15 protein-coding genes are annotated in these 13951 nt (G+C 28.2%); 12 read left to right on the top strand and 3 right to left on the bottom strand.

The window, feature by feature from the left end; all coding sequences use genetic code 11:
• The first annotated feature begins 49 nt into the window (after positions 1-49).
• Genes tatA through argS form a run of 3 tightly spaced genes read left to right on the top strand, consistent with a single transcriptional unit; the run spans position 50 to position 2127 of the window.
• The gene (gene tatA, locus B0175_RS07950; protein ID WP_108528076.1) at positions 50-274 is read left to right on the top strand and encodes a twin-arginine translocase TatA/TatE family subunit; all 225 of its coding nucleotides are present in this window, start codon (positions 50-52) and stop codon (positions 272-274) included.
• A 20-nt stretch (positions 275-294) separates the two neighbouring features.
• Positions 295-528, top strand: a complete 234-nt coding sequence (locus B0175_RS07945) for a Sec-independent protein translocase subunit TatA/TatB (protein WP_108528075.1) — start codon at positions 295-297, stop codon at positions 526-528.
• 9 nt (positions 529-537) lie between these two features.
• The gene (gene argS / locus B0175_RS07940) at positions 538-2127 is read left to right on the top strand and encodes an arginine--tRNA ligase (RefSeq protein ID WP_108528074.1); all 1590 of its coding nucleotides are present in this window, start codon (positions 538-540) and stop codon (positions 2125-2127) included.
• Positions 2128-2141: 14 nt separating this feature from the next.
• Here the strand turns inward: argS and rsfS are convergent, their stop codons facing one another.
• On the bottom strand, positions 2142-2468 hold the full coding sequence (gene rsfS / locus B0175_RS07935; protein WP_108528073.1) for a ribosome silencing factor: 327 nt from the start codon (positions 2466-2468) through the stop codon (positions 2142-2144).
• Positions 2465-3010, bottom strand: coding sequence for a nicotinate (nicotinamide) nucleotide adenylyltransferase (nadD, locus tag B0175_RS07930; protein WP_108528072.1), 546 nt, complete (start codon positions 3008-3010; stop codon positions 2465-2467). The genes rsfS and nadD overlap by 4 nt, the downstream gene beginning before the upstream one ends.
• Before the next feature lie 90 nt (positions 3011-3100).
• On the opposite strand from nadD, the gene gap reads away from it, so the two are divergent.
• The 9 genes from gap to B0175_RS07885 all read left to right on the top strand — a co-directional run bounded on the left by gap (position 3101) and on the right by B0175_RS07885 (position 13347).
• Positions 3101-4096 carry a type I glyceraldehyde-3-phosphate dehydrogenase gene (gap, locus tag B0175_RS07925; RefSeq protein WP_108528071.1) on the top strand — a complete coding sequence of 332 codons (996 nt, stop codon included), beginning with the start codon at positions 3101-3103 and terminating at the stop codon, positions 4094-4096.
• A 17-nt stretch (positions 4097-4113) separates the two neighbouring features.
• Positions 4114-5316, top strand: a complete 1203-nt coding sequence (locus B0175_RS07920; protein WP_108528070.1) for a phosphoglycerate kinase — start codon at positions 4114-4116, stop codon at positions 5314-5316.
• Positions 5316-6026, top strand: a complete 711-nt coding sequence (locus tag B0175_RS07915) for a triose-phosphate isomerase (protein WP_108528069.1) — start codon at positions 5316-5318, stop codon at positions 6024-6026. The genes B0175_RS07920 and B0175_RS07915 overlap by 1 nt, the downstream gene beginning before the upstream one ends.
• 1 nt (position 6027) lies before the next feature.
• Positions 6028-6849 (top strand): enoyl-ACP reductase FabI, encoded by an 822-nt coding sequence (gene fabI, locus B0175_RS07910; protein ID WP_046994613.1) that lies wholly within the window; start codon positions 6028-6030, stop codon positions 6847-6849.
• A 95-nt stretch (positions 6850-6944) separates the two neighbouring features.
• Positions 6945-8153 carry a diaminopimelate decarboxylase gene (gene lysA, locus B0175_RS07905; protein WP_108528068.1) on the top strand — a complete coding sequence of 403 codons (1209 nt, stop codon included), beginning with the start codon at positions 6945-6947 and terminating at the stop codon, positions 8151-8153.
• An 11-nt stretch (positions 8154-8164) separates the two neighbouring features.
• Positions 8165-9244 (top strand): chorismate mutase, encoded by a 1080-nt coding sequence (gene pheA / locus B0175_RS07900; protein WP_004511018.1) that lies wholly within the window; start codon positions 8165-8167, stop codon positions 9242-9244.
• An 11-nt stretch (positions 9245-9255) separates the two neighbouring features.
• The gene (gene hisC, locus B0175_RS07895) at positions 9256-10359 is read left to right on the top strand and encodes a histidinol-phosphate transaminase (RefSeq protein ID WP_108528067.1); all 1104 of its coding nucleotides are present in this window, start codon (positions 9256-9258) and stop codon (positions 10357-10359) included.
• Between the two features lie 11 nt (positions 10360-10370).
• Positions 10371-12176 (top strand): 1-deoxy-D-xylulose-5-phosphate synthase, encoded by a 1806-nt coding sequence (gene dxs / locus B0175_RS07890; RefSeq protein ID WP_108528066.1) that lies wholly within the window; start codon positions 10371-10373, stop codon positions 12174-12176.
• 151 nt (positions 12177-12327) lie between these two features.
• Positions 12328-13347, top strand: a complete 1020-nt coding sequence (locus B0175_RS07885) for a cytochrome-c peroxidase (RefSeq protein WP_108528065.1) — start codon at positions 12328-12330, stop codon at positions 13345-13347.
• A 27-nt stretch (positions 13348-13374) separates the two neighbouring features.
• Here the strand turns inward: B0175_RS07885 and maf are convergent, their stop codons facing one another.
• The gene (gene maf, locus B0175_RS07880) at positions 13375-13920 is read right to left on the bottom strand and encodes a septum formation inhibitor Maf (protein WP_108528064.1); all 546 of its coding nucleotides are present in this window, start codon (positions 13918-13920) and stop codon (positions 13375-13377) included.
• Positions 13921-13951 lie beyond the last annotated feature (31 nt).

Here is a 13951-nt window from a genome sequence, read left to right as displayed (position 1 = left end):
TAAGCATTTTATAGTTATAATATTTGGAATATCAAAAAAAGGATAAACAATGCATATGCCAAGCGGTATGCAATTATTAGTAATTGTATTAATTATTTTAATATTATTTGGTGGTAAAAAAATCCCTGAACTTGCTAAAGGCTTAGGTTCTGGAATTAAAAACTTCAAAAAAGCTGTAAGAGAAGATGATGAAGAAACTGCTGATATAAAAAAAGTTGAAGCTGATGAAAAAAAAAGTGAATCATCTTCTAAAACAGAAACAAAACAGTCATAAGATACTAAAAAGGATTAATTATGAGTATGCCTAGCGGTATGGAATTATTAATAATTGTTTTAATTGTTTTAATCTTATTTGGTGGTAAAAAAATCCCTGAACTTGCTAAAGGCTTAGGATCTGGAATTAAGAATTTTAAAAAAGCCATGAAAGAAGATGAAGAAGAAATTGCTGATGCAAAGAAAGTCGATGAGATAGAAAAAAAAGAACAAACAACAAAATCATCTGAATCTACACAAACAAAACAATCATAAGAGAAAACATTGCAAAATTTAGTAAAAGAATTTATAGAAAAAGTATTAGAAACAAATATTGTTTTAGAAAAACCTAAAGATGTATCTTTAGGTCATTATGCAACTCCTGTTGCTTTTTCACTTGCAAAAGAGTTAAAAAAATCTCCTATGCTTATTGCACAGGACTTAATTGGACAACTTCAAAATCCTACAATTTTTGAAAAAGTTGAGGCGGTAAATGGATTTATCAATTTTAAATTATCTGCTTCATTTTTACAATCTTTAGTTGATATTTCACTTTCAGATAAAAAGAATTTTGCTAAACAAAATAAAAAAAGTGAAAAAGTTTTACTTGAATATGTTTCAGCAAATCCAACTGGACCACTCCATATAGGACATGCAAGAGGTGCAATTTTTGGAGACTCACTAGCTCGTGTTGGTAAACATTTAGGCTATGACATAACAACAGAATATTATATAAATGATGCTGGTTCACAAATGGATTTATTAGGACTTTCTGTAAATCTTGCGGCAAGAGATTTTATTTATGGTGAAGATATAACTTATCCTGAAGTTTATTATAGAGGCGATTATTTAATAGATATTGCTAATTTAGTAATAGAAAAATATGGAAAAGATTATATTTATGATGAAAATAATTTCAAAAATATAGCACTTTTTGGAAAAGATTTTGTTATGAATCTTATAGTTAAGGATTTAAAAGATTTAGGAATAGAGTTTGATAATTTTGTTTCAGAAAAATCTTTATACTCTTCTTGGGATGAAACAAAAAGAGTTTTAGAAGAAAATGGTTCTCTTTATGATAAAGATGATAAAACTTACTTAAAATCAACACAATATGGTGATGATAGTGATAGAGTTGTTGTAAGAGACAATGGAATTCCAACATATCTAGCTGGAGATATAATATATCATAAAAATAAATATGATAGAAATTTTGATAGATATATAAACATTTGGGGTGCAGATCACCATGGATATATCACAAGAGTAAAAGCTGCTATTGAATTTTTAGGAAATGATTCTTCAAAATTAGAAGTTCTTTTATCACAAATGGTTCAACTTTTAAAAGGTGGCGAACCATATAAAATGAGTAAAAGAAAAGGAAATGTTATTTTGATGTCAGAAATAACAGAAGAAATTGGAAGTGATGCTTTAAGATTTATTTTCTTGACAAAAAAAAGTGATACACACTTAGAATTTGATATCGATACACTTAAAAATCAAGATTCCTCTAATCCAATTTTTTATATAAATTATGCTCATGCTAGAATAAATCAAGTTTTTGTAAAAGCTGGAGTAAATTTTGATGATATAAAAGATATTAGTTTTGAAAAACTTAATCAAGATGGCTTAAACTTAGTTTATGAATCTTTACTTTTAGAATCAATCTTATCTGAAGCTTTTTCAAAAAGAGATATGCAAAAAATTACTGAATATCTATATAATTTAGCTTCATCTATTCATAAATTTTATAATGAACATAAAATTATAGGAAGTGATGAACAAAACCTTTACTTAAAAGTTTTAAGCATTGCTGCTTTAAGTATAAATGTAGGATTAAAATTATTAGGAATAGAAGCAAAAGAGATTATGTAATCTCTTTTTTCTATTTATTTTTCTTCTTTTCCAAAAGTTGCTAGAAATTCTTCTAAAGAGTATTTTATTCTATATTTTTCACTCATTAAGTGAATAAAAATATCACCCAAATCAATAATTGTCCAATCTTCATCTTCATCAACTCTTAAAAACTCTTCGCCTTTTGGCTTTAAACCTGTTTTTAAATAATCCAACAATGCAAAAGCATGTTTTGAATTTAAAGTTGTTGCAATAACAACATAATCAACCAAATAATTTTTTGATGTTAAATCAAAAATTTCAATATTTTCAGCTTTTTTATCACTTAATATTGTTTTTATATCTTCTAATCTCGTATTCAATGCTTACCTTTATCTAAATTTAATATATCCTCTTTTATCTCTTTTGGGATATATTTTGTATCAATTTGAGTTCTTAATAATGTAGAACTAACATCGATATCAATATTTAAGGTTTTAAAATCTTTTAATTTATCAGATTTATAACCACTTCTTGTTGCAATTACAAATTCTACCATTTTTTTTAACTCTTCAATTTTATACCATTTATCTAAATTTTCAACATTATCTTGACCTAAAATAAAATATATTTTAGAAGCTTTATATAAATCTTTTAGATAATTTACTGTATTAAAAGAGTAACTTAATTTTTCTTGGTTTATTTCATAATCGCTAATTTCAACTTTTTCAACTTTTTCAAAAACTTTCTTTAAAAGTTCAAATCTAACTTTAGGTTCTAAATAAAAATTACTTTTAAAAGGATTTAAGTATGTCGGAACAATAATCAGTTTATCAATTTCCAACTCTTCTAACGCTCTTTTCACAATAGCTTTATGAGCTATATGAATTGGGTCAAAACTACCACCAAAAATTGCAATTTTCACCTATTTAAAACCTTTGTAATATACTTAAATATTATTATAGCAATTTTTGGATAAAATATCTACCATTTAGATTTAGATTAAAGGGAACACATGGCTGTTAAAGTTGCAATAAATGGTTTAGGAAGAATCGGAAGATGTGTAGCAAGAATAATTGCAAGTCGAAACGATGTTGAGTTAGTAGCTGCAAATGCTAGTGGTAGTGAAGATATGATCCAATATAACTTAAAATATGATACAGTTCACGGACCAAAGCTTGATGTAAAAGTTGAAGATGGATATATTTATATTGGTAAAGATAAAGCTAAATTATTAAGTGAAAGAGATCCTGCAAAAATTAATTTTGCTGCTTATGGAGCGGATGTTGTTTTAGAGTGTACTGGTGCATTTTTAACTCAAGAGTCTTGTCAAGCATATATAGATAATGGTGTAAAAAAAGTTGTTATTTCAGCACCTGCAAAAGATGATACTCCAACATTTGTAATTGGTGCAAATGAAAATAGTTATGCAGGAGAACCAATCATATCAAATGCTTCTTGTACTACAAACGGTCTAGCTCCAGTAGCTCGTGTATTAGATGATGCGTTTGGGATTGAAAAAGGTTTAATGACAACAATTCACTCATATACTTCATCTCAACCAATTTTAGATGCAAAAGACAAAAAAGATCCAAGAAAAGGAAGAGCAGGTGCAACTAACTTAACTCCTTCAAGTACAGGTGCAGCTAAAGCTATTGGAAAAGTTATGCCTCATTTAAAAGGTAAACTAAATGGACAAGCAATTAGAGTTCCAACTCCAAATGTTTCTTTAGTTGATTTAACTGTTACACTTAAAAAAAATGTAACTTTGGAAGAAGTTTGTGAAGCATTTAAAGTATCTGCAAATGGAAACTTAAAAGGCATTTTAGGTATTGATGAAGAATATAGAGTAAGTTCTGATTTTAATGGTGAAACATTATCAACAGTTGTTCCCTTAGACACAATCCAAGTTATCGAAGGCAATATGGTAAAAGTTTTATCTTGGTATGACAACGAATGGGGATATTCAACAAGATTAGTGGACATGGGTGTTCACGTAGCTACAAAATAATTCTTTCAAGGGTAAAAATGCAATTACAAGAGATTAAAAATATTGAGATTACAGGTAAAAAAGTTTTTATTAGATGTGATTTTAACGTTCCTATGGATGAGTATAACAATATTACAGATGACAGAAGAATTAGAAGTGCTTTAAATACAATTAGATATTGTATTGATCATGATTGTTCAGTTATTTTATCGTCTCATTTTGGAAGACCAAAAGGTGGTTTTGAAGAAAAATACTCTTTATTACCAATAGCAAAAAGACTTCATATTTTATTAAAACAAGATATAAAAATGGCTCCAGGAGTTGTTGATGAAGAAACACTTAAAATAGCAAAAGAACTTAAAAGTGGAGAGATTTTACTTCTTGAAAATATGAGATTTGAGCTTGGTGAAACAAAAAATGATGAAGAATTAAGCAAAAAATTAGCTTCAATGGCAGAAATTTATATAAATGATGCTTTTGGTGTTTCACATAGAGCTCATGCTTCAGTTGAAGGAATTTCTAAATATTTTGATATTGAACACAAAGCTGCTGGATTTTTAATGGCAAAAGAGATTAAATTCTTTCACCATATAATTCACAATCCTAAGAGACCTTTTGTTGCAATCGTTGGAGGTTCAAAGGTGTCTGGTAAACTTGAAGCACTTTATAATCTTGTTCCAAAAGTTGATAAAATAATTATTGGTGGAGGAATGGCATTTACATTTTTAAAAGCACTTGGACACGAAATTGGAAACTCTTTAGTAGAAGATGATTTAATGCCAGAAGCTTTAAAAATTATGGAAAAAGCAAAATCAAAAGGGGTAAAACTATATTTACCTGTTGATGTTGTAGCAGCTGAAGCATTTGATGCAGAAGCAATTGCAAAAATTTCAACTATTCAAGAGATGCCAAAAGGTTGGATGGGATTAGATATAGGTCCAGCATCAGCACTTTTATTTAGTGAAGCTTTAAGTGATGCAAATACTATTTTATGGAATGGACCAATGGGTGTTTATGAAATGGATAGATTTGCAAAAGGTAGTACAAAAATTTCTCACGCAGTTGCAAACTCTTATGCGACAACTGTTGTAGGTGGAGGTGATACTGCTGACTTAGTTAGAGTAACTGGTGATGAGGATGATATGACATTTATTAGTACTGGAGGAGGAGCTTCTTTAGAATTAATAGAAGGAAAAGTTTTACCAGGAGTTAAAGCTTTAGTTATTGAGGAAAATGATTAATGCCTATAATTGCAAGTAATTTCAAAACTAATCATACAAGAAAATCAACTACTTTATTTGTAAATGAAGTAAATAATTTTTTGAAAAAAAATAAAATTTCTAATGAAGTTTATATTTTTCCAACATCAACTTCGTTGGATCATTTTGAGACTGTTCCTAATCTTATCATTGGAGTACAAAATGCTTATCCAACAACAAGTGGCTCATTTACTGGAGAAATAGGAACTTTTCAATTAAATGAATTTGAAATTAAAACAATTTTAATAGGTCATAGTGAAAGAAGACATATCTTAGGCGAAACTCAAGAAACAATTACAAAAAAATATGAGTTTTACAAAAATTTAGGATATAAAATCATTTATTGCATAGGTGAACCTTTAGAGATAAAAAAACAAGGTATTGAAAAAACTTTAGAATATATTTATGAACAATTTATTGGAATTGATGTAAATTACTCTAATTTGATACTTGCTTATGAACCAGTTTGGGCTATTGGTACAGGAGTTACTGCTACAATAGATGATATAAAAAATGTTCACAATGCAATAAAACAAAAAATTAATAAACCACTTTTATATGGTGGTAGTGTTAAAGTAGAAAATGTAAGAGAAATCTGCCAAATAGAAAATGTTGATGGTGCTTTAATTGGAACTGCTTCATGGAAAGTTGAAGATTTTATAGAAATTTTAGAAAATACAAAGGATTTATAAGATGTTAATGAAAGGTAAAAAAGGTGTAATTTTAGGTGTTGCAAATGATAAGTCAATTGCTTATGGAATAGCGAAAGCTTGCGCAGCACAAGGAGCTAAAATAGCTTTTACATACTTAAATGATTCACTAAAAAAAAGAGTTGAACCAATTGCTGCTGAATTTGGAAGTGAAAATTTAGTTTATCCTTGTGATGTTTCAAAACCTGAAGAAATAAAAGCATTAAAAGAGTCTTTAGAAAAAGATTTAGGAGAAATTGATTTTATCGTTCATTCTATTGCTTTTGCTCCAAAAGAAGGTTTAAGTGGAAGATTCTATGATATTTCAAAAGAGGCATTTGATATAGCTATGGATGTTTCTGTTTACTCTTTAATCGAAGTTACAAGAGAATTAAAACCACTTTTATCTAATAATTCATCTATTTTAACTCTATCTTATTATGGTGGAGTAAAATACATTCCAAATTATAATCTTATGGGAGTTGCAAAAGCAGCTTTAGAGATGACAACAAAATATCTTGCAGAAGATTTAGGAAAAGATGGTGTTAGAGTAAATGCAATTAGTGCAGGTCCAATCAAAACTTTAGCAGCAGCTGGAATTGGTGATTTTAGATTTATGTTAAAATGGAATGAAGCTCATTCACCACTTAAAAAGAATGTTTCTATAGATGAAGTAGGAAATTCAGGAATGTATTTACTTAGTGATTTAAGTAGTGCTGTAACTGGTGAAATTCATTATGTTGATAGTGGATACAATATTATGGGAATGCCAGCAGTTGATTTTTCAGGTGAAAAACCAAAAATTGCTTGGAATGGAGAAAAATAGTCAATAAGCGTAAGCTTTGACTATTTTGAAAGTTTTAATTCTGAATTTTTTTATAAAAGTTTAGATTTAAAATTTTAATTATGTTTAGGAAAAAAATGAGTATTAATTTTAAAGAATTAGCAAATAAATATCAAACACCATATTATGTATATGATTTTAACTATATTACGAACCAGTATGAAGAATTAAAAAGTGCCTTTAGAGCAAGAAAATCTCTTATTGCTTACGCAGTTAAAGCAAATTCAAATTTAAGTGTTATTAAACATTTAGCAAATCTTGGAGCTGGGGCAGATTGTGTTAGTATTGGTGAAGTAAAACGAGCTTTAAAAGTTGGTATTCCATCATACAAAATCATATTCTCAGGTGTTGGAAAAATTGATGATGAAATAAGACAAGCCTTAGAACTTGATATTTTAATGATAAATGTGGAGAGTTCTGCTGAACTTGATAGAGTTGAAATTATTGCAAAAGAGTTAAATAAAATTGCAAGAATTTCTATAAGAGTAAATCCAAATATTGACCCAAAAACTCATCCATATATCTCTACTGGATTACATGAAAATAAATTTGGAGTTGATATAGATACAGCAAAAAGAATGTATATTCAATGTAAAAATAGTGATTTTTTAGATCCAGTTGGAATTCACTGTCATATTGGTTCTCAATTAACTGAACTTCAACCAATAAAAGAAGCAGTTAAAATTGTTGCTGATTTAGTAAGAAACTTAAAAGCTATAAAAATTGAATTATCTTTTATAGATATTGGTGGTGGATTAGGAATCATTTATAAAGACGAAAAATTAATTGATACTTATGAGTATGCTCAATCAATTTTAGAAACTATGTTTGGTCTTGATATAACTATTATTTGTGAACCAGGAAGATTTATAGTAGGAAACTCAGGGATATTTGTAACAAAAGTTTTATATGAAAAAATAAATGGAAATAAAAGATTTGTTATTGTTGATGGAGCTATGAATGATTTGATTAGACCAGCTTTGTATAATGCTTATCATAAAATTGAAGTTTTAAATGACAATCAAGATTTTAGTGATTGTAATTTAGTTGGTCCTGTTTGTGAAAGTGGAGATTTTTTTGCCAAAAACATAAAATTACCAAAAACTGAACATAATGATTTAGTAGCAATTTATAGTGCAGGAGCTTATGGATTTACAATGTCAAGCAACTATAATACAAGAGGAAAAGTTGCTGAAATTGCTATTGAAGATGGAAAAGATAGATTAATTAGAAAAAGAGAAACTTTTGAGGATTTAATTGCTTTAGAAGAAGAGTTTATAAAATAAAGGCAAAATCTATGGCAAATGAAGATGGATTATTAGAGTTAAGAAACCAACTTGATAATATTGATAATAAACTTTTAGATTTACTAAATGAAAGAATGAAAATTGTCCATAAAGTTGGTAGTTTAAAAGCCAAAAGCGGTGGAGCGATATATAGACCAGATAGAGAAAAAGCTATTATTGATAGACTTGATAAAATTAATCAAGAAAATTCTGGACTATTAAATAGAAGTGCAATAGAAGCACTATTTTTAGAGATTTTTGCAATATCAAGAAATATAGAACTACCAGAAAATATAGGTTATCTTGGACCTCAAGGAAGTTTTACTCATCAAGCAGCAGAAGCTAGATTTGGAGCTATGAGTTCTTATGTTTCAGTTAGTTCAATAAAAGGCATTTTTAAAGAGTTAAAATCTAAAAAAATAAAATTTGGTGTTGTTCCAATAGAAAATTCATCAAATGGAATTGTAAATGATACTATAAATGGATTTACAAATTATGACTCAAAAATTGTTGCTGAAGTTATTTTAAATATTCATCATACTTTAGCAACAACTTGTGATAAAATAAGTGATATTAAAAAAATATATTCAAAAGATATCGCGTTTGATCAATGTAGAAAATTTTTAACAAATTTTGGACTTGATGAAGTTGAGTTAATTCCAGTAGAATCAACAACTAAAGCAGCAAAATTAGCAGCCAATGAAGCAAATAGTGCTGCAATTTGTGCTCATGTTGCTGCAAAACTATATAATCTTCCTATTTTATTTGAAAATATAGAAGATAAAGATAATAATAAAACAAGATTTTTTATTTTAAGTGATTTTGAAAATGCACCAAGTGGAAATGACAAAACTTCTATTTTAGTAAATCTTCCTGATGAACAAGGTGGATTAGTAAAGTTTTTAAATGATTTTAATAACGCAGGCATAAATTTAACAAAAATAAAATCGCATATAGTTGAAGGGAACTCTATATTTTTTATAGATTTTGACGGTCATAAAGATGATGAAAATGTAAAAAAAGTTTTAGAAAAACATAAACCTAGTGTAAAAATTTTAGGTTCTTATGTAAAAGAGATAAAAGATATTTAAAAGAGGAAAAAATGATATTTAATGAAGTATTAAAAAATGTTTCTACATATGAAGCAGGAAAACCAATTGAGTTAGTTGTAAGAGAATATGGAATAGATTCAAAAGATGTAATAAAACTAGCTTCAAATGAAAATCCATATGGAACAAGCCCAAAAGTTATCGCAAAAATTCAAGAATTAGCTAAAAATATGTGTTTATATCCAGATGATTCTATGTATGAATTAAAAGATGCTTTAGCTAAAAAATATAATTTAGAAAGCTCTAATATAATCATTGGTTCAGGAAGTGACCAAATACTAGAGTTTTGTATTCATGCAAAATGTAAAAAAGATTCGAAAATACTTATGGCAAAAACAACTTTTGCAATGTATGAAATCTATGGAAAACATGTTGGTGCAGAAATTATAAAAACAAACTCAGAACAACATAACCTTGAAGAGTTTTCAGAACTATATAAAAAACATGGTGCAGATATAATCTTCTTGTGTATTCCAAATAATCCATTAGGTGAATGTTTAGATAAAAATGATGTTTATGAGTTTTTAAAAACTATTGATAAAAATACCTTGGTTGTAGTTGATGGTGCTTACCAAGAATATGCAGCATTTAAAGATGAGAAAAAAAGAATTTGTCCAAAAGATTTAATAGATACTTTCCCAAATGCTATATACCTTGGAACATTTTCAAAAGCTTATTCTCTTGGTGGAATGAGAGTTGGTTATGGATTTGCACAAAATGAGATTATCCAAAACCTATATAAAATAAGAGCTCCGTTTAATATAACAACTTTGAGTTTAGCAGCAGCAATAGAAGCACTAAAAGATAAAGAGTTTGTAAATGATTGTATTTCTAAAAACTTTGAAGAGATGAAAAGATATGAAGAGTATGTAACAAAAAAAGGTTTTGAATATATACCTTCATATACAAACTTTATTACAATAAAATTTGGTGATAAATATGTGTCAAAAGAAGTAGCACAAAAACTATTAGAACGTGGTATGATAGTAAGAGATTTGACAAGTTATAAACAAAATGCAATAAGAGTTACAATAGGGAAACCTGAACAAAATACAAAATTATTTCAATTATTAGATGAAGTATTACAAAATTTATAATAGAGTTTAAAATGGATATAAAAGATAAATCACTAAAAGAGTTAGAAGAACTTTCTTCCCAAATCAGAGAAAGAATAATCGATGTTGTATCAAGAAAAGGTGGACATTTTTCATCTACTCTTGGTGCAGTTGAGCTAACACTTGGAATGCACTATGTATTTGATGCTTATAGTGATCCTTTTATTTTCGATGTATCTCATCAATGTTATCCTCATAAACTTCTTACTTCTCGTTGGGATGAATTTGAAACAATAAGACAATTTGGTGGACTTAGTGGTTTTACAAAACCAAAAGAAAGTCCTGCTGATTATTTTGTAGCAGGACATAGTTCAACTTCTATTTCACTTGCAGTTGGTGCAGCAAAATCAATAAAACTAAAAAAAGAAAAGAAAGTTCCAATAGTTATGATTGGTGATGGTTCTATGAGTGCAGGAATGGTTTATGAAGCACTAAATGAACTTGGAGATTTGAAACTTCCTGTAGTAATTATCTTAAATGATAATGAAATGAGTATTGCAAAACCAATAGGTGCTATTTCAAAATATTTATCTAAAATTTTAGCTGGAAAATATTATCAAAGTTTTAAATCAAAAGTTGATAAATTTATAAGAAAAAATATGCCAGAAGGTACAACATATCTAGCAAAAAGATTTGAAGAGGCATTTAAACTTATAACTCCTGGTATTTTATTTGAAGAGATGGGAATTGACTATATTGGTCCTATTGATGGACATGACTTAAAAGAAGTTATTGAAACTTTACAAATAGCAAAAGCTATGCAAAAACCAGTAATTGTACATGCTCATACAATAAAAGGTAAAGGTTACAAAATAGCAGAAGGTCAACATGAAGAGTGGCATGGAGTGGGACCATTTAATATTAAAGATGGTGAATTTATAAAAAAAGAAGCTCCAAAATCTGCAACTGCAGTATTTTCAGATGCCCTTTTAAACTTAGCCTGTAAATATGAAAATGTAGTAGGAGTAACTGCTGCAATGCCAAGTGGTACAGGAATAAATAAACTTATGGATGAATTTCCTGAAAGATTTTGGGATGTTGCAATTGCTGAACAACACGCAATAACATCAATGGCAGCAATGGCAAAAGAAGGATTTAAACCATTTATTACTATTTATTCTACATTCTTACAAAGAGGTTTTGATCAAATTATTCATGATGTTTGTTTGATGAATTTACCTGTAGTTTTTGCGATGGACAGAGCAGGAATTGTAGGAAATGATGGAGAAACACATCAAGGTGCATTTGATATTTCATTTTTAAGATTTATTCCAAATATGGTTTTATTTGCTCCAAGAGATAATGAAACATTAGAAGAATCTTTAGAATTTGCATATAATTTAAATAATCCTTGTGCTATTAGATATCCAAGAGGAGCTTTTAAAAAATTGAATTATGCCCCTACTCCTTTTGTTTTAGGAAAAGCTGAAATATTAAAAACAGGAATATCAAGTAAATTATTCATTGGTTATGGAGCAGGAGTATCAAGAGCAATCGATACAGAAGCTTTGCATAATGAAGATATAACAATTGTAGATTTAAGATTTGTAAAACCTTTGGATAAAAATTTATTGTTAGAACTCTCTAAAAAATATAATGATTGGTATATTTTCAGTGATTCACAAAAACAATGTGGTGTTGGAAGTGCTATTTTAGAATTCCTAAATGATGAAAAAATACATAATGTTCAACTAACTTCTTTTGAATACAATGATAAATTTATAGAACATGGTGATACAAAACTTGTAGAACAAAGTCTAGGTTTACTTCCTGAACAATTAGTTCAAAAAATAAAATAAATCAGCGATTCCAACTCGTTTAAATAGGATATTTTTTATCTTATATTATAAGAAGAAATTATAAAAATATTCTAAATTTATTATAAAAATTTATTTTCACTTAATAAAAATTCTCCTATAATAACTTACATTTCATTTAGGAGGATTTATTATGAAATTAGCAATCTCTTTATCAATATTATTAGGTGCAAGTACATTATTTGCAACTTCGTTGGTACAAAAAGCGAAAGATAGTGGCTTAGAAGCAATTCCTGCTCAAAAAGCACAATTGATGAAATTAATTGATGATCCAAAAGATCCAATCACAAAAGAAAAAGTAGATTTAGGGAAAAAATTATACTTTGATCCAAGACTTTCAAAAAGTGGAATTATTTCATGTAATACATGTCATAACTTAGGTTTAGGTGGAGCAGATGGAATTCCTGTTGCAATAGGTCATGGTTGGACAGCAAATCCACATCATTTAAACTCTCCAACAGTTTATAATTCTGTATTTTTTAAAGCACAATTTTGGGATGGTAGAAGCCCACACTTAGCAGATCAAGCACAAGGTCCAATTCAAGCAGGTCCAGAAATGGCTGCACCTCCATCACTTGTTGAACAAAGAATTAACTCTATTCCAGAATACGTTGCTGAATTTAAAAAAGCTTATGGAAATGATGTAAAAATTGATTTTGAGAAAATCACATCAACAATTGCAACTTTTGAAAAAACTTTAGTTACTCCTTCAAAATTTGATGAGTTTTTAAATGGAAATACAAAAGCTTTATCAAATGAAGAAAAAGAAGGATTAAATTTATTTATTGATAAAGGTTGTACAAGTTGCCATAATGGTATAGCTTTAGGTGGAACAATGCAACCATTTGAAGTTGCTTCAAAATATAAATTTACAAATGTTGGAGATTTTAAAGGTGATGCAAATGGTATGGTTAAAGCTCCAACTTTAAGAAATATAACAGAAACAGCACCATATTTCCATAATGGACAAATTTGGTCACTTAATGAGGCAGTTAAAGAGATGGGTTCAGTTCAATTAGGTATTGATATTTCTGATAATGATGCAGCAAAAATTGTAACATTTTTGAAAACATTAAAAGGTAAAAAACCAGCAATCTCTTATCCACAACTTCCAGAATCAACTCTTGATACTGAGAAACCGTCATTTAACTAAAAAATTTAAGAGGATTTTCCTCTTAAATTATAAAAACATTTTTAACTTTTCTACACAAAGTCCCATGGCTGTACTTTCATATCCAATAACATTTTTTATATAAGGTTTACAAAATCCTTCAACCATTATTGCTCCAGCTTTTCCAAAACATTCACCTGAGTTTAAATACTCTTTCATATCTTCTTTTTTAAATTCTGAAAATTGATAAGTTGTAATAGAAATATCAATAAATTCTTTCTCTTTTGATTTATAAATCATACAAGTAATAACTGAAGTTTTATTTTCACTTTGAAGTTCAAGCATAGCTTTAGCATCATCATAATCTTTTGCTTTTCTTAAAAGTTTCCCTTCACAAGTAACAACACTATCTGCAACTAAAAGTGCCATATCTTCAACACCATATTTTTTATAAAGTTCTTTGAATTTTCCTAAAGTTGCTTCATAACAAAATGATTTTGGATTTGTTGTTTTTATACTATCTTCATCAAAATCTCCACCATTTTGAATAAAATCAATTCCAAAGTTTTTTAAAATAAGTGCACGAGTTGGTGAATTTGAGCCAAGTCTTATCAAAATAGTCCTTTTTTATTTGGATTATACTCAA

The organism is Arcobacter lacus (assembly GCF_003063295.1).
Classification (GTDB): Bacteria; Campylobacterota; Campylobacteria; order Campylobacterales; family Arcobacteraceae; genus Aliarcobacter; species Aliarcobacter lacus.
The sequence above is the reverse complement of the archived record's forward strand: the minus strand, read 5'-3'. Positions and strand labels throughout refer to the sequence as shown.

Excerpts from the sequence above, each read along its gene's own strand:
- tatA (WP_108528076.1), top strand. The coding sequence starts at position 50 with ATGCATATGCCAAGCGGTATGCAATTATTAGTAATTGTATTAATTATT.
- B0175_RS07945 (WP_108528075.1), top strand. The coding sequence starts at position 295 with ATGAGTATGCCTAGCGGTATGGAATTATTAATAATTGTTTTAATTGTT.
- gap (WP_108528071.1), top strand. The coding sequence starts at position 3,101 with ATGGCTGTTAAAGTTGCAATAAATGGTTTAGGAAGAATCGGAAGATGT.
- B0175_RS07920 (WP_108528070.1), top strand. The coding sequence starts at position 4,114 with ATGCAATTACAAGAGATTAAAAATATTGAGATTACAGGTAAAAAAGTT.
- B0175_RS07915 (WP_108528069.1), top strand. The coding sequence starts at position 5,316 with ATGCCTATAATTGCAAGTAATTTCAAAACTAATCATACAAGAAAATCA.
- fabI (WP_046994613.1), top strand. The coding sequence starts at position 6,028 with ATGTTAATGAAAGGTAAAAAAGGTGTAATTTTAGGTGTTGCAAATGAT.
- lysA (WP_108528068.1), top strand. The coding sequence starts at position 6,945 with ATGAGTATTAATTTTAAAGAATTAGCAAATAAATATCAAACACCATAT.
- pheA (WP_004511018.1), top strand. The coding sequence starts at position 8,165 with ATGGCAAATGAAGATGGATTATTAGAGTTAAGAAACCAACTTGATAAT.
- hisC (WP_108528067.1), top strand. The coding sequence starts at position 9,256 with ATGATATTTAATGAAGTATTAAAAAATGTTTCTACATATGAAGCAGGA.
- dxs (WP_108528066.1), top strand. The coding sequence starts at position 10,371 with ATGGATATAAAAGATAAATCACTAAAAGAGTTAGAAGAACTTTCTTCC.
- B0175_RS07885 (WP_108528065.1), top strand. The coding sequence starts at position 12,328 with ATGAAATTAGCAATCTCTTTATCAATATTATTAGGTGCAAGTACATTA.